Here is a 21,684-nt window from a genome sequence, read left to right on the forward strand (position 1 = left end):
GGACGCAATGCAGGAGCCGATGACGTGCGAAACCCTGATCGATGCCTTGCGTCAGCGAATGCGCAAGGACATCGCCCGGATGAAGCGATGGCGCTTCTTCCATCGCGGCCTGGGCATCGTCGGCACCCTCGTTCTCATACTCGGTCCGCTGCTCGTGGCGAACGGTCTGGTTCGGGCGGAGACCACGACAGGTCAGATCCTGCTCAGCTCCGTGGCTGTGGCGGGTGCTCTGGTGACGACGTTCAAGCCCTTCCTCCACCGTCGGAAGCGACGCAACGACATGAACACGATGCGCGCACTCCATGATCAGTTCTGCGCCGAACTGGTAGCCGCCAAAGGAGAGCGGGCTCAGCTCCGAACCTTCGCCACATATGCGACGAGCTTCGCTGCTGTCTATCGAGCCCGCGGGGACAACTTGGTGGACGCCGAACTGGAGCGCGAGGTCATGAACACCAAGGCGGCAGTGGCCGGTGACGATGACCGGACCGACAGATGATCATCCGCGGGTCGAGGCTCAGCCCAGCTCGCGCGGTCACACGGTGTGGGGCGGGTGGGGCTCGAACCCACGACCCAGGGATTATGAGATATCTCAGGGCGTGTCGCTGACCTGCCCGTATATCGACAAAATGGCTGCTGACCTGGGATTTCAACGCTAACCGTCGTTGACTCCCGACGGTGCGATACGGACGTTCTGTGGGCGTCGTGTGGGCGCGGTGTGGGCGCGGTGGGTGTGTGGGGCTCGATGCCGGGAGGGTGATGGGAGGCTTGTCCACACCCCGGTGCTCGTGCGCATTACCGGAGCTCTTGCAGTCGAAGAGCTGGCGTCATACCTGCCAGTTGGCTACTCTCAGCGTATGGCGACGATGGGGCTCACGACGCGACGCGATACCGAAAGGTGGGCTGGCAATCTGCTGCGCAGCGCCCGCGCCAAGAAGAGCGTCTCGCAGGCCCAACTGGCGGAGTTGGCCGGAGTTCCCCGCTCCACCGTGGAACGGATCGAGGCCGGCACCCGGCAGCCCTCGCTGATCACGCTCAGCAAGCTGCTCGCGGCGATCGACCTGGAGATGCGCATTCGGCTGGAGGACTACGACAACCACGACGACATCCTGGACACCACCTACGCCGCGATGCCCCCCGATCAGCAAGCGGCCACCGACGCACGTCACGAGGCGCTGGTCGATGCCTTTTCCGCCGCCGGAAAGCAGTGACCGGCCCCGAGGCAGCCAGCGTAGAGCCGTTCGACGCCGCGCCCATCCTGAGCAGTCTCGAGCGCCACGGCGTGGAGTACGTCGTGGTAGGTGGCTTCGCTGCGGTCGTCCATGGGGCCACCCGGCCCACCCGCGACATCGACATCACCCCCGCTACCACTCCGGAGAACCTGGACCGGCTGGCCGCAGCACTGCGCGAGCTTGATGCGCGCATTCGCACCGACGCCGAGCCGGACGGGCTGCCGTTCAGCACCTCGGGCGAGTCCCTGGCTGGTCAGCGGGTGCTGAATCTGCAGACCCGCCACGGCGAGCTCGACCTGACCATTCGCCCGGCCGCATTCAGGGGCGGCTACGACGACCTGACGCCTGGCGCTAGCCGCCGCATTATCGGTGGTGTCGAGGTGCTCGTTGCAGCGCTCCAGGACGTCATCCGCTCCAAGGAGACCGCGGCACGCCGGAAGGACCAAGAGGCATTGCCCGAGCTGTACCGGCTGGCCGGAGCAACACACCGGCCTCGGGCCGCCCAGCCACCGTCGGAGACCACGCCGGCGAACCCGCCGCTCAGCGGTGCCGAGCGCATCACCGCAGCACGGCAGCGTGCCGCCCAACGCCGGCCCGACCAGACCTGACCCGAGCGATGAAGGTCCGTGGCCGCTGAGCCCTTATCAGCAGGCCCTCCAGTTTTCCTCCAGTTTGCCGGCGGGGACGCGTTCCAGGGCAGGGCGGACCGCGACCTTCTCTCGTCGCCGGCCGATGCTTCTGCGGCGTGGCAGCCCACTGGCGGTCCTCGACCGTTGCCAACGGTGTTGCACCGCGGTCCTCGGGGCGGGCACAGGAGCACCCTTTGGGCCACGCTGCGCGTGGCGCCGGCTGCGCCGTCGTCAAAGTCCGCCTGCGGCGGGCCTGTGCCTGTCGTCCCCGACCCGTCCGGCAGCTCAGCGTAGGGACCTCCCGCGCCGTTTCCTCCCGACCGGACCAAGATCCTTCCGCCCTTCGGGCGCTCCGCTGCGAAAGCAGTCTTGGTCCGGTCGTCCCCCGCCGTCGCTCCCGGCCCCTGAGCAGAGCTCTGTGCCGGACGGGCCGGGGGAATGGGTGGCAGGACACCCGTTCCGTAGCTCCTCCCGTACCAGCTTCGGCTCCCGTTCCGTGAGTAGCTCGGCGTAGTTGCCCGGGCGGCCGCAGTCCTCCGGTGGGCAGGCGCCATGGCCGCTGACGCAGCCGACGGCCTTGCCGACCGGTCCGAGCACCTCGACATCGTGTCCAACCGTCGCCGAAGTCGTGCACCGCGGCGACAGGACGCGGACAGTCGGATCCTTCGCTCGTCGGTCTCGCCTTGCTCGTCCCAGTCGTCGACCGACAACGAGTCGACCACCGAGTCCATGCAAAACGGGTGCACGTGCGGAGTCGGTCCAGTCGAGCACGAGCTGCAGCGCGGCCGAACTGGAGGAAAACAGGAGATCGCGCCTGCACTGTCACCAATCGGAGGAGAACGGCGCCTGTATAGGGCAGGACGTCCCTCGATGGGCGCGGGGTGTGGGAAGCGGACGCCGAACGAGGAGGGTGACATGGGCGATGACCGACATCGACGGCACGACCTGCTGGGCGGCGGCGACTGGCTGCTGCTGGCCGAGGCGCCGGGCTGCTGCCCGTCGGGCGCAGCACCATCGACGCCCTCATCGAGGCCGGCGAGATGCATCCGGTGCGGTCCGGAGGCGACTGTCCCGTCTTCCGCGCCGAGCGTGAACGCAAAGTTCGCCGCCCGAAGACGCCCGAACCGGTTCCGCCCCGGTCGTCGGCACGCAAGCGGCCGAGCACGGACCAGGCCGACCGTTGGAGCTGACCGGCCGTGACCGCTGACAACGCCCCCACCGCGGCGTCCGAGCTGCTGACTCTGGAGGAGACGGCGGCCCTGCTGCGCACCCCGGCGGCCACGCTGCGCTACTGGCGGCACCTCGGGACCGGGCCGGACGGCTTCCGCCTCGGCCGGCGCGTCCTGTATCGGCGCGAGGACGTGGACCGCTGGGTGGCCGAACGGCAGCAGGCGGAGCTGCGGCACCGACCGAGCGGGGCGCCAGGACACAAGCCGGCGTTGTGAACACACGTCTTTCTTCCACAGGCACCCCGCGGCGGTGCCTACCCGGTGTTGAACTGGGCGACGCTGTCAGGCGTGGAACTTGCTCGTCCGACCGGGGCGCGGCCGGTCGTTTTGGCAGCCGGCCTGGGAGCGCCGTTCGTCCCGGCCACCATCGTGGATGAGGGGTAGGAATGCCGTGATCTACCAGCCACGGGGTGGAGATCTCGATCCGGTCGACCTCGAGAACGCGCTGCTGCGCGCCGCATTCGGCGACTACGCCGACGAGGCCGCGATCCTGCTTCTGATCAACTTCGGCCACTGGCTGCCGCAGCTGCAAGCCGCCGGGCTGATCACTGTCGTGGAGGAGGCCGAGGGGATGTGGGCGCGGATCGACTGGCCCGAACTGGATGCGGAGCTGTGCGCCGGACGCCTGCTGGGAAGCAGCGGTGAACTGCGGGTGCTGCACGCGGCCGCGAGCGTCGCCGACGGTCGCCCCGTCGACCTCGGCGACCTCGCCGGGGGCCTTGACCGCCGGGCGCTCGTCCTCGTGCTCGCCGCGATCGCACATGCCGCCGGAAGCCACGAACACCGCCGCGTCAGCTTCGATGACGACGGCGTTCCTTACCCCGGCGAGCAAGTGCCGCCGCTGGTGGCGTGGCCTACACGCGAGTGAGGCGGGAACGGTCTACGTCGCACCGATCAGCAGCGCGCTCCTGAAAGGGCAAGCACCTCAGCACCCGTGTGCACGTCGCCGGTCGTTCGCCCAGTCCGGCGGCTGCGCGGGCACCGCCCACGCACGCGCGGCGTCGTCCGCCGTTGCCGTGCCGCAGAACCAGGAGAGCGCCAGGTAGCTGCTCCGTCGGGACCCAGGCCAGCAGTGGCTTCCAGAGTGCCTCCAGGAAGGTCAGGGCCACGGCCACCAGCACGTTCCGTGCCGTGGCCGCGCCGCGTCCCAGCGCCACGATGCTCGCCACGGCCACGGCCACGGCCACGGCGCAGGCACACCCGGCGACGACGAAGCCGGCCCGCGCCGCGCGGATTTGCCACGGTCGGCGAGGCATGGTGCTCGTGAGCTCGCGAGCCGTACTACGACAGCCGCCCTGCGCGCCGCCGCTGCAGAGCAGCCCGTCCGTGAACGTCCATCGTGTTGAAGACGACGGGGTCGTCGACAGTAGATCCCTTGAGGTCCGCTCCGACTTCGATGATTTCACCCGCGGGTTCGTGCCCGAGGCGGTCGCGCCGACGGGCGGCACGTCACCCCACCCGATGTACATCCCGTCGGCCCCGCAGATGCCGCTCGCACGCATGCGGATCAGGCGTCCTTGGGCCCGGCCGTCGGCTTGTCCGTCGTTCCACTGGTCGCCGATGGCGATCGCGTGCAAGATCGACCGTAGCGACGCCGAGAAGCGAGGACCCTGGCCGAATGGCCCGGCGTATTCGTCGTGGAGGACGGAGCTCCCGAGACCCGTTGGAGGGATCCGCCGTGGAGGACGAGTACGACTACATCATCGTGGGAGCCGGCGCCGCGGGGTGCGTGCTGGCGAACCGCCTGAGCGAGAACCCCGCCACCAAGGTGCTCCTCGTCGAGGCGGGCGGTTCGGTTCTCGACCCGATGGTCAGGATCCCCAAGGGCCTGTACTTCCTGCTCGGCGGAGGCAAGTACGCGTACAGCTACCAGACGTTGCCGGCCGGCCCCAACAAGACGGTCGAGCACTGGATCCGCGGCAAGCTGCTCGGCGGCTCGACGTCCATCAACGGGATGCAGTATCACCGCGGCGACGCCTGGTTCTGGGACGAGCTGGAGCGGCGAGGCAACGACGGCTGGGGCTGGACGCACATGTCGCGCGTCTTCCGCGAGATCGAGGACCACGAGCTGGGCGCCACCGCCACCCGGGGCTCCGGGGGCCGGATGCACATCCACGTCAACCGCCGGCACGACGGAGCTCACGGCGATGCTTCTCGAGGCCGCCGTCGCCACCGGCCTGAAGCACGTCGAGGACGTCAACGAGCCCGGAGCCGAAGAGCGCGTCGGCTTCGTGCCGAACATGATCCGCAAGGGCCTGCGGGAGAGCTCCGACACCGCCTTCCTGAAGCCCGTGCGCAACCGCAAGAACCTGACCGTCGCGACGAAGACGCCCGTCGGCTATGTGCTCTTCGACGGGAAGCGCGCCCGCGGCGTCCGGTTGCGCGACCGGGGAAAGCTGCGTGACGTGCAGGCTCGGCGTGAGGTCATCCTCTCGGCCGGCGGGATCGCGAGCCCGCTCCTCCTCGAACGTTCCGGTGTCGGCAACCCCGAGGTGCTGGGCCGGGTCGGCGTGCCCGTCCTCGCAGAAAGCCCGCAGGTCGGGGAGCGCATTCTCGAGCAGCGCATGCTCGGGTACCAGGCGAAGCTGTCGAAGGACCTGGGCTTCAACAGGCGGATAGGCACGTTCTCGCGGCAGATGTTCGAGGGGGCGAAGTACCTGCTCTCCCGCTCGGGCATCGTCGCGACCGGCGCCTACGAGCTCGTGGCGTTCCACAAGTCGTCGCCCGAGGCGCCCACGGCCGATCTCATCTCGTTCATCAACCCGCTCTCGTTCGACCTGACGGCGGAGAAGCTGGGGCCGGCGAAGCACCCGGGCTTCCAGATCAACGGGCAGCTGGCGCACCCCACCACCGCGAGCTCGGTGCACATCACCGACGTCGATGCCGACGCGCCGCCGGTCATCGACGCGCGATACCTCGAGACGGAGTACGACCGGTCCGCGATGCCGAAGCTGATCGACTGGGCGCGCAAGGCCGCCGCCCAGTCACCCCTCGCCGACGTCATCAGCGAGGAGGAGATACCCGGGCCCGACGTCACGACGCCAGAGCAGCTCATCGCGAGCTCGTGGATGAATCCGCACGTCTACCACGCGACCGGCTCGGCGGGGATGGGCGTGGCCGACGACGACGTGGTCGACGCCTCGGTGTTCCCGCTCCAGCCGGGAAACACCGCCGGCCCGACGGTCGCGATGGCCTGGCGCGCGGCGGACAAGATCCTCGAGGGGTGAGAACAGCCTGAGCCGGTCGTCCGGAGTGTCAGGAGGAAGGAGGCGCGTCGATCCGAAGCGGCTCGTAGCACATGGGCTCGCTGCTGCAGGTCGACGGTGGATATCTCGCACGGTGAACGTCGGTCACCGGAATCCACCGAGAAATCGACGTGCGGGCGGCAGTCGGCCCTGGCAGATATGAGCCGCTCGTCCATCTTTACAGGAGGCGACATGGCGCAGGCCGCGACCCCAAACAGGCGATTGATGCCGGCGGCGTTCTTCGGGCATGGCAATCCGATGAACGCTCTGGAGGTCAACCGCTACACCGCGGCGTGGCAGGCGTTCGGGAAGGCTGTGCCCCGGCCGCGCGCTATCCTGGTGGTCAGCGCGCACTGGTACATCAATGCGACCGCGGTGACCGCGATGCCCCGACCCCGGACCATCCACGACTTCTACGGCTTCCCCCAGGAGTTGTTCGAGGTGCAGTATCCGGCGCCCGGGCTGCCGGAGTTGGCCGACGAGGTCAGCGACGTCGTGCACCCGACCTGGGTCGGAGCTGACGCCGATAGCTGGGGCATCGACCACGGCACCTGGTCGGTCCTGGTGCACGCCTTCCCCGACGCGTCGATCCCGGTCGTGCAACTGTCGATCAACGCGGCCAAGGGCTTCGACCACCACCTCGAGCTCGGCCGGAAGCTGGCCCCGCTGCGGGAGCGCGGGGTGCTGATCGTGGCCAGCGGCAACGTCGTGCACAACCTGCGCGGGATGAACTGGAAGCTGGCCGACCACGGCTTCGACTGGGCGCAGCGGTTCGACGAGGACGCCAAGCAGCGCATGCTCACCGACCCGACCGAGTTCGCCACGCTGGATGCGCACTCGGACTACCGCAACGCCGTCCCCACTCCGGATCACTTCATCCCGGCGCTGTACCTGGCCGGCCTGGCCGGTGCTGCCGGAACCGACGGCCACGACGGCACCAACGTGCTCATCGACGGCTACGCCTACGGGTCCTTGTCGATGACCGCGTACACGCTCGGCATGGACTGCTCGCCCGCCACCGGCGACGAAGGCGCCCCGCTACCGCCGGCAGCTACCCCGCCGGACGAGTCCAACATCTGACCGGGCGGTCACCGCGACGTCGTCTCGGTCGCCCCCGTCAGCCGATCCGGATGATGGGCTTGACCACGGCGCCGGACTCGGCGTCGGCGGCCGCCTGGTTGATCTGGTCGAAGTCGTAGAAACGGACCAGCCGGTCGAACGGGAACCGGCCCTGCATGTACAGGTCGAGCAGTTGCGGGACGAATACGTCGGAAACGCTGTCGCCTTCCACGACCCCCATCAGCGCCTTGCAGCTCTGCATGAACGCATTGGCCGGCAGCTGGATCATCGCGTCCGGCTTCGACGCACCCAGGATCGCCGCCTTGCCCCGCTGGCGCAGCGCCTCCACCGCCTGCCCGATGAGCGCGGGCACGCCGGTGGTGTCCAGGGCGTAGTCGACGCCGCCGCCGGTGATGCGCTTGATCTCGGCGACGGCGTCCTGCTCACCTCCGTTCACCACATGTGTCGCGCCCAGCTCGATGGCCAGGTCGAGCCGTTCGGGCACCAGGTCGACGGCGATGATCGTGGTGGCGCCGGCGACCCGGGCGGCCATCACCGCGCTCAGGCCGACCGCGCCGGCGCCCATCACCGCGAAGCTGTCGCCGACGCCCACCCGCAGCGCCCGCAGCACCGTGCCGGCGCCGGTCTGGATGCCGCAGCCCAGCGGTCCGAGCAGCTCCAGCGGCGCGTCGTCGCGGACCTTGACGGTGTTGCGCTCGTTCGTGATCGCGTAGGTGGCGAACGAGGACTGGCCGAAGAACCGGTCGTGCAGCGTGCCGTTCCCGTCGGCCAGCCGGAGTGCGTGCGAGCCGTCGGGGCGCTGCCCGGCGAAGTTGATGTCGTTGAAGTTGGCGCAGCTGGCCGGCGACCCATCCAGGCACGGTCGGCAGCGACCGCAGGGCAGGAAGCTGACGGCGACGTGGTCGCCCGGCGCCACCTTCTCCACCGCTGCGCCCACCGCTTCGACCACGCCGGCGCCCTCGTGGCCGAGGACCACCGGCAGCGGCACCGGGTAGACCTGGTCGCGGACCACGACGTCGGTGTGGCACAGGCCGGTGGCGACGATCCGCACCAGCACTTCGTCGTCGCGCGGCGGTTCGAGCAGGGCGGGGGCGAGTTCGAACCGTCCCTTCTCCCGGACGACGGCGGCGGTGATCTCCCGAGTGGTCGTGGCGGTCATCGGGTGCCGCTCAGCGGTACTCGAACATGGCCCAGGCGACCATCTCGGCGTTGGGCGGAGTGGCGTAGTCGAAGCCGTACAACTGGCCGTACTTCGGCCGCAGTGCCTCGGTGGCCTCGCGGGACACCGTCCCGAAGAAGTTGGCCAGGAAGGCGGTGTGTGCGCTTTCCGACGGGTCGGCGAAGTCGGAGAAGGGGTGCGCCGCCATCGCCTGGCCGATGGCCTCCTTCATGTCGGCGAGGAAGGAGAACTCGAAGTCGATGTTCTCGCGGGTCCCCACGTTGCCGTGGCTGCCGGACAAATGATCCCAGCCCAGGTCGTAGATCTGCCGGAGGTTGTCCTCGTGCCAGTGGAAGCGCTCGTTGCCGGCGAACTTCCAGAACGGCGGCTGGTCGGGATTGATCAGGTCCGAGGAGTGGATGATCCGCTCGTCGGCGAGCAGCCAGGCGGAATGGTCGTCGGTGTGCGCGGCGAACTCGAACCCGTGCACCTCCACCGTGAGCCCCTCGAAGTCGAACTGCCCACGCGGCCAGTCCAGAACCTCGGTCGGCGGAGGGAACGAGCTGTGGCTCAGGTCCATCACCCGGGCGGTCTTCTCACTGCCGATGATCCGCAGGCTCCGGCCCTGCTGCTCGGCGGCGCCGACGTACTGGCCGATGTCGCCGATGTGGTCGGCGTGGTAGTGCGGGTAGACGACCGTGGTGATCGGCTTGTCGGTGACCGAGGCGATGCCCTGGACGATGCTGTCGTAGACACCCTCCAGGGTGTCCATGACCAACACGCCCTGATCGCCGACGTAGAAGACGGTGCCGTAGTTGAACGACTGCACCCAGTACGACCGCTCCGTCAGCCGCTGCAGCACGTAGGGCTGGGTCATGTTCCGCCGGTACAGGTCGCCGATCTTCACCCCGGGCTGCAGCACCTCCTCCGCCGACGGCTCGACGTAGGTCGCGCCTACGGTGGACGGAGGAGATGACTGGTCGGCCATGGCGAACTCCCGTAGGTGGTCTTCGGGAGCCGGAACCTCCGGTCGCCCCGGATCAGTGTCTGGTCAGTATTCGAGCCAGCACGCAGGTCCGCGAGTCGAGCTCGCGACCGATAGCCCCGGCCACCGCACCCGGAGCCATCAGGGCTGCGTGGGGATCGTTATCCGTGCCTTGAGCACCGGCCAAAGTCGGTGGTCAAGGGTCAGCAGGGGTCAGCACCCTCAAGGCACGGGAGCGGCGCCGAAGCCGCGCTGAGCTGCGCAGATGGACATACGGGCTGGTCAGAATGTGGAGCGGGTGACCGGGATCGAACCGGCATGGCCAGCTTGGAAGGCTGGGGCTACTGAGCGCCATTTCCGCTGGTCGGAGCGTTCCTTGCTTCATGCCGTGCCTTCTGCGTGCCTCTCGGCCGAATCGAGGCCACCTTCCCACGCACCACGGTGCATACCTGCGTGGTGCGCCTGATCCGAGCTTCGATGCGGTTCGTGGCCTGTCAGGACCGCAGGAAGATGGCCGCGGCGCTCAAGCCGATCGACACCGCGCCCACGGCCGAGGCTGCGGAGACCGCGCTGCTGGAGTTCGCCGAGTTCGACATCGGCAAGCGGAACAAGGCCACGGTGGCGACCTGGCAGAGCGCCTGGGAGCGGTTCATCCCGTTCCTGGCGTTCCCACCCGAGGTCCGCAAGATCATCTACACGTCGAACGTGATCGAGTCGCTGAACTACCAGCTCCGCAAGATCATCAAGAACCGGGGGCACCTTCCCGCGACAACGCGCTGATCAAACCGCTCTGACTGGCCATCCGCAATATCGAGGACAAGCGCGCCCCGGGAACGGGCCAAGGAGCACCGCGCAACAGCCGCAAGGTCCCCGACAAGCTCGTCGAGAGCTAAGCAGCTGGTTCATTGCCGCCGTGCCCTGGCTACTCCGCCGACCCGGTCCAGACTGTCCATGAAGGCCACCCGATTCCTGGACGCGTCGCAAACGTCAAAGGGTCAGGCGGTGGCCGCCAAGCTGCGCGGCGGCCTCGCTGACTGCTCACGCGCTACGCCGGTGCGTCGGACAACACCACAGAACTCACGTGCTCGGCGATCGCCAACGACGATGTTGCCGCCGGCGAGGGCGCGTTGCGCACGAACGTGACCGGCCCGCGCTGACTGATCCAGAAGTCATCGACCAGCGTTCCGTCCCTGCGGACGGCTTGGGCGCGCACGCCGGCGGGGGCCGGTTGCAGGTCGGTGAGGGTCAGTTCCGGCAGGTAGCGTCGTGCCTGACGCAGGAAGTACCGCTTGCTGACCGAGCCCAGCAGCTCGCGAGCACCGGTGCGCCAGTGCTGCCGAGCCATCGCGCGAAACCCCGCGTACGTCAGCGTCTCCGCCAGGTCGGGCAGTGAGACGTCGCGCCTGCGATACCCCTCCAACGCCAGCGCGAGGACCGCATTCGGTCCGACGTCCACGCCACCGTCGATGCGCCGGGTCAGATGGATGCCGAGGAAGGGATAGCGCGGGTCCGGTACGGGATAGATCAGGCCGCGCACGAGATCCGCCCGGTCGGTCCGCAGTCGGTAGTATTCACCCCGAAAGGGCACGATCTGCGGGTCGGGGTCATCGCCGGTGCGGCGTGCGAGCCGTGCCGACTGCAGCCCGGCGCAGACGATGACGCGGTCACCGATGAGGTCGCCGCCGGTGGTTTCGACGGAAGGTCGCGGCGCATCGGCGATGATGTTCTGCACCTCGCAACCCAGCCTGATCTCCACGCCGGCGAGTTCGAGTTCTGCCGCGAGTGCGCGGCTCACCGCGGCGTAGTCGACGATGGCCGTGGACGGCGAGTGCAGCGCGGCAATCCCCGCGGCGTGCGGTTCAATCTCGCGAAGTTCTGCCGCGCTCACCGTCCGGACGTCGGCGACGCCGTTCTCCTTTGCCCGTCGCTCGATCTCGGCGAGGCGGGTGAGTTCGGACGGATCCACCGCTACAACGAGCTTTCCGGCATCCTGGAACGGGACGCCCTGCTCGAGGCAATACCGCTTCATGAGCTCGATTCCCCGCCGACAGAGGCGAGCCTTCATCGACCCCGGTTGGTAGTACAAGCCGGCATGCATGACCCCACTGTTGTGGCCGGTCTGGTGATGGGCTACCTCCAGCTCCTTGTCCAGCACCACCACGGTGTTCGACGGATCGCTGCGCACGAGCTGCCGAGCCACAGCGAGACCGATGATCCCGCCGCCGACCACGACGTACTTCATCGCGGGTCCGTCCCTCCTCCGCTCACGCCCGCTGAGCAGGTCACGGCAGAACTCCGTGTGCGATCGCCGCCGTCTTGGTCTTGGTGTAGTAGCGCAGCGCGTCCAGGCCCTGCTCCTTGAACGAGGAGCCCGACTGCTTGAACCCTCCGAAGGGCTGGTGGACATCCCATCCCGACGTCGGCAAGTTGACCGAGACCTGTCCGGTGTCGACCTCGTCGATGAACCGGTGAGCTGCGTGCAGGTCAGCTGTGAAGATTGCCGCCGACAAGCCGTAGTCGGATTCGTTGACCAGCGCGACCGCGTGGTCGAGATCGGCGGCGCGCACCACGGCGATGACTGGGCCGAAGACCTCCTGGCGCCAGATCGTCATCTCTGGCGTGACGTCGCCGAGCACTGTGGGATTGACGAAGCAGCCGTGCTTTCGGTCGTCGTCCGTCGGCGCATCGCCGCCGGTGAGCACCGTCGCGCCCTGCGACTGTGCCTCATGCACGAAGCGCAGAACCGATGCCTGGTGGTCTCTGTGCACCACCGGACCCATCACGGCACCGCGTGCACCGTCGCCCGGACGGTAGGTGGCGGCGGCAGACACCAGGCGTTCGACCAGAAGGTCATGGACGTCGCTGTGCGCGATCACGCGACTGGTCGCGGTGCAGCGTTGACCCGCTTGCGCGAAGGCAGCGGCCGCGATGGTTTTGACGGCGAGATCGAGATCGGCATCAGGCATGACGACCGAGGCGTTCTTGCCGCCCATCTCGGCTTGAAACCGCACCGTCCGCCCGGCGAGCGCGCGCTGCAGCGCGAAGCCGGTCCGGGTTGAGCCGGTGAAGGTGACGGCGGCGATCCGGTCGTCGGCCAGCACCGCGCTGCCCACGACCTCGTTGGCCGCGTTGACGGTGTTCAGGACGCCGGCCGGCAGGCCGGCGTCGTGCAGAGCGCGCGCCAGGTGCTGCATGGACAGCGGAGTCTCCGGCGACGGCTTGACGACGACGGTGTTCCCGGTGACCAGCGCCGGCGAGATCTTGCGCGCCGGGGTCAGCAGCGGATCGTTCCACGGCGTGATCGCGACGATCACGCCGATCGGCTCGCGACGGGTGAGCACGAAGGCGTTCGGGCGGGCGTCGTCGAGGAGATCACCAAAGGGCAGCCGCGCGATGCCGGCGTAGTAGTCCAGGAAGTCGGCGCTCTTGATCACCTCCACACGCGCCTCGGCCAGCGTCTTTCCGTTCTCCCGGGTGATGTCCGCCGCGATCGACTCCGAGCGTTCCCGCAACAGGTCGGCGGCCCGGGAGAGAAAAACACCTCGGTCGATGGCCGACGTCCGCCGCCAGCCGGGAAAGGCCTTCACCGCCGCGTCCACCACCTCCGCAGCCTGCGCCTCCGTCGCCATGGGGTAGACACCCACGACATCGCGCTGGTCGGCCGGGTTCAGATTCGGCTGGGGAGAACCGTCCCCGTTCTGGGACCACGTGCCGTCGACCAGGTTATCGATCAGGGCCGTCATGCGTTCGACTCCTCGAGGTACAGGTGCTTCGGGTCGGCGGCTGCCAGATCGCCGGTGTGCAGCGCCTGGAGCAGCCGGGTGAGGGGGGCGTGGTGGAAGGGCACCGGGTTGTTCGCGCGGGGATAGCGTTCGATGCACTCGGTCGCCATGTCGGTCAGTTGTGTGGCTTGGATCCCGACAGCGCCGAGCGAGGTTGGGAGTCCCACCTGCGCGGCGAGCTCGGCGACCCAGTCCGCCGCGTCCAGGAGCCGCGCCGACCGGCCACCAGTCAGGGCAAGGGCGAGATCCTCGACGCCGTCGATGTCTGCGACCGCGTTGTAGGCGAGGCAGTAGGGGAGGGCCAGTCCGCAGGTCACTCCGTGCGGCAACGGCGCGCGGTTGGCGATCGTGTAGGCCAGCGAATGTCCTAGGACCACACCCGCGTTGAGCGCGAGGCCGGCCAGGTGCGCCCCGTAGAGGGTGGCGCGCCGGGCCGGCACGTCTGATCCGTCGGCCACCGCCCGCGGCAGCGCATCCCGCAGCAGGGCGACGGCGCGCAGGCTCGCCTCCACCGACAGGGCGCTGCGGTTCGTCGAGAGGAAGGCCTCGACGGCATGCGCGAGCGCGTCCATCCCGGTGGACGCCGTCACCCCTGCCGGTAGGCCGCGCACCAGCTCGGCATCCAGAACGGCGAGGGTGGGGACGAGGGCGCGATGGCTGGAGATGACCTTCCGCCCGTCCTCGGAAAGCATCGCGACGCGGGTCACCTCCGCGCCGGTGCCGGTCGTGGTGGGCACGAGGGCCAGCGGCAGCACGGTGCGGCCCGGCATGTCGATGCCCAGACACTCCCGGACCTCGGTGCCGGAGCCGAGAGCCATCGCGACGATCTTGGCGACGTCCATCGCACTTCCGCCACCGACGCCGACGATGGCCGCTGCGCCGAGCCCGCGGGCGAATTCCGTGGCGCGCTCGGCGGTGTCCACCGTCGGCTCGCCCTCGATGTCGGCGAAGACGTGGGCGACCAGGCCGGCGGCGGCCACGCTGTTCAGGACAGGATCGGCCACACCGAAGTTCACGACGGCGCGGTCGGCGATCACCGCCACCGCTCCGTCCGCCACACCCCATGTCCGCAGTGCGTCACCCAACCGCGCAGCGCTGCCGTCCCCGACCAACACCTGCCGGGGCGAGAGGTAGTCCCGCGAGTCCTCGACAAGCAGGGATGCTGACGTCATCGCGCGATCCTCTTCGTGGAGAGCCGGTTCATACGATGTCCTTCTCTTCCTGTGTCAGGTGTCCCAGGCGGAGCTGTTTGGTCTGCATGTAGTGCAGGTTCTCCGGGCGCCGCGGCATCACGAGCGGAATACGGTCCAGACCGTCCGGCAGGTAGGCACGGATTCCGGCGAGCTTGTCGGGATTGTTGGTCATGAGTTGACCGGCCCGGACGCCCAGGTCCCGCAGGATCTGACCGGCGATGCCGTACGTGCGGCCGTCGACCGGGTGCCCCAGGTGCAGGTTCGCCTCGACCGTGTCGTAGCCACGGTCCTGCAGCGAATACGCCTTGATCTTCTCCGCCAGGCCGATGCCTCGTCCCTCCTGACCGCGCAGGTAGACGATGACACCGCGACGGAGCTCGGCAACCCGGCGCATCGCGAACTGCAACTGGTCGCCGCAGTCGCAGCGCAGCGAGCCGAAGACCTCGCCGGTGACGCACTCGGACTGAACGCGGATCGGAACGTCCTGCCCGGACGGCTCACCCATGACCAGCGCGAGGTGCTCGACCCCGTCAACCAGCGAGCGGTAGGAGTGCGCGGTGAAGGTGCCGAACTCGGTCGGCATCTGCGCCGTCGCCACCTTCTCGACCAGCGTCTCGCGGAGCCAGCGGTACTGGATGAGGTCCTCGATGCTGATCATGCAGAGGCCGCTCTTCTCGGCGAGCGTCCGAAGCTCCGGCCGCCTGGCCATGGCGCCGTTGGAACCCACGACCTCGGACAGCACGGCAGCCGGCTGGACCCCGGCTGCACGCGCCAGATCAACCGCCGCCTCGGTGTGGCCCGGCCGGCACAGGACTCCTCCGGGCTGGTACCGCAGAGGGAAGACGTGTCCCGGACGAACGAAATCCTGGGCCGTGCTGCGGGGATCGGCGAGGTGCTTGATCGTGGCGGCGCGATCCGCCGCCGAGATGCCGGTGGTCGTGCCGTGCCGGAAGTCGACGGACACGGTGTACGCAGTGCCGCGGGGGTCCTCGTTGCGCAGCACCATCGGAGGCAGTGCGAGCTCGTCCAGGCGGGGACCGTCGACTGCGACGCACAGCACGCCACTGGTCAGTCGAACCATGTCGGCGACGAGCTCAGGAGTGACCAGCTCGGCGGCGGCGATGAGGTCGCCCTCATTCTCCCGATCATCGCCGTCGCACACGATCACCATCTCCCCGCGACGGATGGCGCTCACGGCTGCCTCGACCGCTAGGGCGCTCGCCAGCTGCGCCGGGACCTCGGCTGGGCCATGCTCCGCGACGGGACGGATCGCGTGCACCCGGCCCGTCATGGGGTGTGTCCTGTCATCGCGGCTTCTCCCTACGTGCGTGTGGTGCATGTCTGGAGTCTGCAAACGGCGAACGCGGCAACGGTGTCGCAGAACGCGACGCGTCTGTTTCAGTTCCGGTCCTTGCGATCGGCCAGCTGGGCCCCGTGGCGCGGCTGATCCCTCGGACTGCTTGTCGGTCGGGTGGCACACGCACCGTGCGACGAGTGAACGAGCACTGCAGGGAGGAGGCCGTGCTCGTTCGCCGGGACTGGTGAAGCGGACAGGCTTGGTCGCCGGGCCGGTCAGTACGCAGTCGAGCCGAGGTCGACGCCGTAGGCGCGGGTCTTGCGATACAGGGTCGCTCGCGAGATTCCCAGTGTCTCGGCCGCTTCCGACTTGTTGCCGTTGCTGCGCCGCACGGCAGCGAGGATTGCGTCGCACTCGATCTGTTCCAAGAGCGTCAGACGGCGCCGCGGTGCGCGTCCGCGGAGTTCTTCCGGCAGATCCGTCGCACGGATGTCTCCGATGGGCCGAGCGAGGAGCACCCGCCGGACGATGTTCTCTAGCTCGCGCACGTTAGCGGGATAGTCGAAGCGGCTGAGCGTCTGAACCGCATCTGCCTGCCACCTTGGCGGGTCGCCCGGCGCATGCCGTTGCGTCAGTGCTGCGAGCAGCGCCGGTAGGTCGTCGAGGCGGTCACGCAGCGACGGGACGGCGACATTGATGACCGACAGCCGGTCGCTGAGTTCGCGATGCGGACCGGTGAGGTCGTCGACGGCAGACACGGTGCCGATCAAACGAGCGCCGCCCTCCACAGCTGCGTCCATGAGCCCGCACAGCGCCCGGACCACCACGCTCTCCAGGGCGTCGATCCTGCGAAGCACGACGATGCGGTCCGGAGATGCCATCGCCGCGCGCACGCCGGTGAGCCACGCCGCAGCACCCTCCAGCGGCTGGAGCGTGGCGTCGCAGACGGTCAGTCGCCCCCCTCGGTCATCCTCGGCGAACAGCGCTCTGACGAGCGCCAGCTTGCCCGTGCCGGGGGGTCCCACGACGAGCATCGGCGCCTGGTTGTGCGTGACTCGCTGGGCCTGTGAGCAGGCCTGCCGCCAGGCAGGACTGTTGCCCGCGAGGCCCGCGAGGGGTGTCCGGCCAGTGGTGGGTGGGGTGATGACGCGAGCCTGCGGCGTCGCTATCCCGGCGGGGATCTCGACGACCGCGCCGATCGGGACGCCGCCGTCCTCCACGGTGCTGCAGTGAACCCGAACCAGCCGACCGCTCCTGAGCGGCATGTCGATCTCGATGGTGCTCGCGGTGCGGATCGCTCGTGAGGCGTGCTCCCACAACAGGGCCTGCTCGATCTCGTCGGTGATCCGGTCGGCTGCCGGATTCTTGATGATGACCTGGTCGTTGAGCACTACCACCGGGTGGTTGCTGCGCTTGTGCACCTGCAGGAATCGCTCGAGAAGCAGCCGCTCCTTCCGTGAGCTCCCCAGATACAGGCGACGCTCGATCTCGTGAGCCGTCTCCAGCGCGAAGGGCAACAGGAGGCTGTTGGTGTCCTCGACCCGGCAGGTCATGTTGAGCACGCCCACGAGGCGGCGGGAGATCGGGTGCCGGATGGGCACGCCGACGCAGGCGAACGGGTGAAAGGCATCGGTGAAATGCTCCGCACCGATGATCTGCACGGGCTTGAGCTCCTCGAGCACCGTGCCGATGCCGTTGGTCCCGGCGATGCCTTCGTCCAGCAGCCAGCCACGATCGCTACCGGAGGTATCCAGGAGCTTCGCCAGCCCCTCGTCTCCGGTCCAGCGGTCCACCACGACGCCGGTGCGGTCGGCGACCAGGAGCCCGGTTGCGGTTCCGGCGAGTTGTTCGGCGCGCTTGCTGAGAACGCCTCGGGCGACACGTGCCAGGACGCCGTCCCGGTTGACTGATCCTGCCTCGGGCTGCGCCGCCACGTCCGGGCTGAGCCCGTTCATGACACATCGTCGCCAGGAGCCGGCGATCTCTGGCCGCAAGGTCTGCGTCTCCGAGAAGTCGCCCGTGTCGAGCAGATGCTCTCGCATGCGAAGCAGAACGGCGGATGGCGCAGCGACCGTCGTCATGCATTCTCCTTGAGGCGAGAATCACGTTTTGCGTGATTATGAGGCCATCCACAGGGCGCGCAGTGTTGCAGCTTGAAACACGCAGGTCACCGGCTGGCCGCGCGTTGGACATCCGTCCGTGGGCATCGATCGGACAGCAGGGGTGCTTGCGGCCCGCGGGGATACCTGCCGTGCTCACGAACTGAGACGGGCATGTCGCAAGAAGCAACAACCCGTCACGGCCATCTCCCAGAGAGTTCTCCCCCAGCGCAGATGGCGCCCGGAGAACGTCTCCTTGGAGGAATCAGTGGGTAACAGACGCCCAGTGCGGCGCGCCGCACTTGTCACGGGGGTGGCCGGCGTTCTGGCCTTCACCGTGGCCTGCAGCCCGTCGACGGCGAATTCGACAGACGATGCCGCCGCCGACAACAGCACGAAGATCGACGAGTTCCTGCTGCCGCCCGGGGATGCGGAGAGCTTCGCAGCCGAGCCGGGCACTCCCGTCACCGCACCTATCCAGGGCGGCACGGTCTCGCTGCCCTACACCCACGTGCTGCCGCTGCCAGACGGTCCGATCGGGGATCCGAACAAGACCTATACCTTCTGCTTCTCGCAGGCGCTGACCGGCTCGACCTGGGCGGTCGCCCAGCAGGAGAGCGTCATGATCGAGGCCGCGCGTCACCCCAACGTGGAGGTGTTGTACTACAACACCAACAACGACCCGTTGAAGCAGGTCGCCGACCTCGAGAGCTGTCTGGCCCAGAAGGTGGACGCGTTCCTCATCTGGCCGCACTCGGTCGAACCGTTGACGCCGGAGATCGAGAAGCTGAACCAGGCCGGGCAGGTCGTCATCGGCATGGAGCGCACCGTCGCCACCCGCGACTATGACACCTGGATCTACCTCGACCACCGCAAGGCCACCGCCGACATGGCCGAGGCGATCGGCGAGCAGCTCGGCGGCAAGGGCACGGTCGTGGAAACCGACGGCGCCCTCGGGTCCTCACCGCAGATCCTGTGGCGCACCCTCCTGGCGCAGAACCTCAGGGAGAAGTACCCCGACATCAAGGTCGAGTACACCGCTCCGACCGACTACAGCCGCGGCCAGGGCTACAAGGTTGCACTCGACTTCCTCCAGTCCCGTCAGGGGGAGGAGATCGATGCCTGGTTCACGCAGTACAGCGAAATCGGGTTCGGCGTGGCGCAGGCCCTGGAGGACTACGACCGCACCGACATCCCGCACTTCACGGTGGTCGACGGCAAGGTCGCCACGCAGGCGGCGATCGACGGCACGTTCTTCGCCATCTCTCCATGGACGCCGATCCACGGGGACGTCGCATTGCGGGCGGCGATCTACCACCTGACCGGCGAGGAGGTCCCGCACGACTTGGCGCTGGGGCAGCCGCCGCTCATCACCCCCGAGACGGCTCCGGAGGAGCTGCAGCGGACCTGGCCGGGCTGACCCCTCAGAGGTAGCCGCGGACCGGATCGACCGCGGGATGTGGGAGGCGACTACCCGCCTCCCACATCCCGCCACCACTCCCGGCAGGCGTCAGGACAGAAGGATCCACCATGACCGTAGACAACCTTCAGCTCGACCGGCCGCCCCTGGGTGGCTCTCAGGGTGTCCGATTCAGCCCTGTACAGCACAACGTGTTGGACGCTCTCGCCGACGCGCTCGTCCCGCCGGGCGGCGGTTTCCCCGCCCCCAGCGAGGTCGACGTGGCCGGCTTCGTCGCCCGCTACACCACGCCCACGGGGCAACTGCCCCGGTGGTACCCCTACCTGGCCGAGGACGACCTCAAGGCCCGGCTGGACGCGCTGTCGGCCCAGGCCGATGACCCGGTGGCGACGCTGACCGCGCTGGAGCAGGACGACCCCGCCTTCTTCACCGCCCTGCGCGACGTCGTCTACCTCGGCTATTACAGCCGCCCGGCGGTGACCCGGGCCATCAACGCGACCGTCCCGGCGGCCCGCGACTATCGCAACACCCCGCAGCCCTACGGCTACCTCGACGGGCTCGAGGAGTGGGACTCCGAACTGTTCAGCAGGGTGCGGGGCAGTTTCCTGGCGACCACTGAGGTGAAGCCCCTCGACCGCCTGCCCAACTTCGAGGAAGCGAGCGAGAACTGATGGCCAGCTACAGCGAGACCGACGTCCTGGTCATCGGAGCAGGCGCCGGCGGCGCGGCGGTGAGCAAGCGGCTCAGCGACGCCGGCATCAAGGTAACCTGCCTGGAGCAGGGTGACTGGGTGCACCCGCTAGAGCACCCGCACTTCCACTCGGAATGGGAGATCGAGAAACGGCGCGGGTGGTCACACGACCCAAACGTTCGCCGGCTCCCCGAGGACTACCCGACCACGGGCAACACCCCACCGCTGATGTACAACGCGGTCGGCGGCTCGGCGATCATCTACGCCGGAGCCTGGCCGCGGTTCAAGCCGGTCGACTTCCGGCGCGGCACCGAGCACGGCCTCGAGGGAACGATCGACTGGCCGATCAGCTACGAGGACCTCGAGCCGTTCTACGCCATCAACGACGCCGAGGTGGGCGTGGCCCGCCGACCGGGTGACCCGGGCAACCCGGCCCGGCTGCCCGGCTGGGGCCCGGCCATCCCGCCCGGCAAGGTGGGCAACCGCCTGGCGCGCGCGTTCGACACCCTTGGCTGGCACTGGTGGCCGGCCGACCACTCGATCCTGACCCGACCCAAGGACAACCGGCTGGCCTGCAACGCCTGCGGCCCCTGCCTGGCCGGCTGCCCTCGCCACTCCATCGCCACCCCGGACGTCACGTACTGGCCCAAGGCACTGAGCAACGGTGTCGACCTGCGCACCAACGCACGTGTGGAGCGCATCAACGTGGACAAGGGGCGTGCGACGGGGGCCACGTACATCGACCGCCGCACCGGCCAACGCTCCGAGGTGCGAGCCAAGATCGTGGTGCTGTCCGCCAACGGCGTCGGCACGCCGCGGCTGCTGCTGATGTCGGGACAGGCCGGTTACCCGGACGGGCTGGCCAACTCCAGTGGCCTCGTAGGAACCCATCTGATGTTCCACGCCTGGGCCTTCGAAGACTTCTGGTTCGACGAACCCATCGAAGGCTACAAGGCCCAGGAGGCTGCGGTCCTGTACAGCCAGGAGTTCTACAACAGCGATCCCGACCGCGGCTTCGTCAACGGGTTCTCCATCCAGGTCGGGCGCTCCTCCGGGGCTGCGCACAGCGCGCTCGGCGCCAACAGCGGAAACCTGGCCCCCTGGGGCGCAAGCCACCGCGAGTTCTTCAACACCCACTTCGGCAGTCATCTCCTGGTCTACATCCAGGGCGAGGACCTGCCGATCGCGACCAACCGGGTGACCCTGGACTCGACGGTCACCGACTCCAGCGGCCTGCCCGCGGCGCACGTCAACTACGAGCTACACGAGAACGACCGGCGGCTGCTCGCGTACGGCCGCGAACGGGCCCGGGAGGCGGCGGCTGTGGCCGGAGGGCTCATCGACTCCTCGAGCAGCGGCAGCGGCGGCGACGACTTCCCGCAACCGGGCTGGCACCTGATGGGGACCGCGCGGATGGGCAACACGCCCGAGGACTCGGTGACCAACAAGTTCAACCAGACCTGGGACGTCCCGAACCTGTTCATCGCCGACGGCAGTTCGCTGCCCACCAGCGCCGCCGTCAACCCGACAAGCACGCTGCAGGCGGTCGCCGTCCGGTGCGCGGAGTACATCAAGGACAACCACGCCGAGATCCTCGGCCAGAAGACCACGCCCCGGAACGATGAACTCCCGGCCGGTTGACGCAC

17 protein-coding genes and 1 pseudogene are annotated in these 21,684 nt (G+C 68.6%); 11 read left to right on the top strand and 7 right to left on the bottom strand.

Going from position 1 to position 21,684, the window contains the following annotated elements; translation table 11 throughout:
- Positions 1–7: 7 nt before the first annotated feature.
- The 7 genes from E4P40_RS00950 (at position 8) to ygiD (ending at position 7,412) form a co-directional block, all read left to right on the top strand.
- Positions 8–496 carry a hypothetical protein gene (locus E4P40_RS00950; protein WP_167762069.1) on the top strand — a complete coding sequence of 163 codons (489 nt, stop codon included), beginning with the start codon at positions 8–10 and terminating at the stop codon, positions 494–496.
- 358 nt (positions 497–854) lie between these two features.
- Positions 855–1,208 (top strand): helix-turn-helix transcriptional regulator, encoded by a 354-nt coding sequence (locus E4P40_RS00955; protein ID WP_135156737.1) that lies wholly within the window; start codon positions 855–857, stop codon positions 1,206–1,208.
- Positions 1,205–1,837: a nucleotidyl transferase AbiEii/AbiGii toxin family protein gene (locus E4P40_RS00960; RefSeq protein WP_135156739.1), complete on the top strand. Its 633-nt coding sequence runs from the start codon at positions 1,205–1,207 to the stop codon at positions 1,835–1,837. The genes E4P40_RS00955 and E4P40_RS00960 overlap by 4 nt, the downstream gene beginning before the upstream one ends.
- A 1,217-nt stretch (positions 1,838–3,054) precedes the next feature.
- Positions 3,055–3,303: a helix-turn-helix domain-containing protein gene (locus E4P40_RS00970; RefSeq protein ID WP_135156741.1), complete on the top strand. Its 249-nt coding sequence runs from the start codon at positions 3,055–3,057 to the stop codon at positions 3,301–3,303.
- Between the two features lie 175 nt (positions 3,304–3,478).
- Positions 3,479–3,955: a hypothetical protein gene (locus E4P40_RS00975; protein ID WP_135156743.1), complete on the top strand. Its 477-nt coding sequence runs from the start codon at positions 3,479–3,481 to the stop codon at positions 3,953–3,955.
- A gap of 1,279 nt (positions 3,956–5,234) precedes the next feature.
- Positions 5,235–6,314: a GMC family oxidoreductase gene (locus tag E4P40_RS00985; RefSeq protein ID WP_135156747.1), complete on the top strand. Its 1,080-nt coding sequence runs from the start codon at positions 5,235–5,237 to the stop codon at positions 6,312–6,314.
- Positions 6,315–6,524: 210 nt separating this feature from the next.
- Positions 6,525–7,412 (top strand): 4,5-DOPA dioxygenase extradiol, encoded by an 888-nt coding sequence (ygiD, locus tag E4P40_RS00990; RefSeq protein ID WP_209305153.1) that lies wholly within the window; start codon positions 6,525–6,527, stop codon positions 7,410–7,412.
- Between the two features lie 37 nt (positions 7,413–7,449).
- On the opposite strand, the gene E4P40_RS00995 is transcribed toward ygiD, so the two are convergent.
- Both E4P40_RS00995 and E4P40_RS01000 read right to left on the bottom strand, forming a co-directional pair.
- The gene (locus E4P40_RS00995) at positions 7,450–8,571 is read right to left on the bottom strand and encodes an NAD(P)-dependent alcohol dehydrogenase (RefSeq protein WP_135156749.1); all 1,122 of its coding nucleotides are present in this window, start codon (positions 8,569–8,571) and stop codon (positions 7,450–7,452) included.
- A gap of 10 nt (positions 8,572–8,581) precedes the next feature.
- A complete protein-coding gene (locus E4P40_RS01000) occupies positions 8,582–9,559 on the bottom strand; it encodes an MBL fold metallo-hydrolase (RefSeq protein WP_135156751.1) in 978 nt (325 codons plus the stop codon).
- 411 nt (positions 9,560–9,970) lie between these two features.
- Here E4P40_RS01000 and E4P40_RS01005 point away from each other — a divergent pair.
- Positions 9,971–10,347: pseudogene (locus E4P40_RS01005) on the top strand (transposase); the annotation flags it as partial.
- 254 nt (positions 10,348–10,601) lie between these two features.
- Here the strand turns inward: E4P40_RS01005 and lhgO are convergent.
- From lhgO to E4P40_RS01030, 5 genes are all read right to left on the bottom strand, one after another.
- Positions 10,602–11,798, bottom strand: coding sequence for an L-2-hydroxyglutarate oxidase (gene lhgO / locus E4P40_RS01010; protein ID WP_014375228.1), 1,197 nt, complete (start codon positions 11,796–11,798; stop codon positions 10,602–10,604).
- A gap of 40 nt (positions 11,799–11,838) precedes the next feature.
- On the bottom strand, positions 11,839–13,299 hold the full coding sequence (locus E4P40_RS01015; RefSeq protein WP_014375229.1) for an aldehyde dehydrogenase family protein: 1,461 nt from the start codon (positions 13,297–13,299) through the stop codon (positions 11,839–11,841).
- Positions 13,296–14,510 carry an iron-containing alcohol dehydrogenase gene (locus E4P40_RS01020; protein ID WP_014375230.1) on the bottom strand — a complete coding sequence of 405 codons (1,215 nt, stop codon included), beginning with the start codon at positions 14,508–14,510 and terminating at the stop codon, positions 13,296–13,298. The genes E4P40_RS01015 and E4P40_RS01020 overlap by 4 nt, the downstream gene beginning before the upstream one ends.
- 28 nt (positions 14,511–14,538) lie before the next feature.
- A complete protein-coding gene (locus E4P40_RS01025; protein ID WP_014375231.1) occupies positions 14,539–15,822 on the bottom strand; it encodes a bifunctional 3,4-dihydroxy-2-butanone-4-phosphate synthase/GTP cyclohydrolase II in 1,284 nt (427 codons plus the stop codon).
- 281 nt (positions 15,823–16,103) lie between these two features.
- Positions 16,104–17,909, bottom strand: coding sequence for a helix-turn-helix domain-containing protein (locus E4P40_RS01030; protein ID WP_135156753.1), 1,806 nt, complete (start codon positions 17,907–17,909; stop codon positions 16,104–16,106).
- Between the two features lie 118 nt (positions 17,910–18,027).
- Between E4P40_RS01030 and E4P40_RS01035 the strand changes: the two genes are divergently transcribed.
- The 3 genes from E4P40_RS01035 to E4P40_RS01045 all read left to right on the top strand — a co-directional run bounded on the left by E4P40_RS01035 (position 18,028) and on the right by E4P40_RS01045 (position 21,679).
- Positions 18,028–19,347: a substrate-binding domain-containing protein gene (locus E4P40_RS01035; RefSeq protein WP_135156755.1), complete on the top strand. Its 1,320-nt coding sequence runs from the start codon at positions 18,028–18,030 to the stop codon at positions 19,345–19,347.
- Positions 19,348–19,457: 110 nt separating this feature from the next.
- Positions 19,458–20,018: a gluconate 2-dehydrogenase subunit 3 family protein gene (locus E4P40_RS01040; protein WP_135156757.1), complete on the top strand. Its 561-nt coding sequence runs from the start codon at positions 19,458–19,460 to the stop codon at positions 20,016–20,018.
- Positions 20,018–21,679, top strand: a complete 1,662-nt coding sequence (locus tag E4P40_RS01045) for a GMC family oxidoreductase (RefSeq protein WP_135156759.1) — start codon at positions 20,018–20,020, stop codon at positions 21,677–21,679. The genes E4P40_RS01040 and E4P40_RS01045 overlap by 1 nt, the downstream gene beginning before the upstream one ends.
- Positions 21,680–21,684: the final 5 nt, after the last annotated feature.

This window comes from Blastococcus sp. CT_GayMR20 (assembly GCF_004570345.1).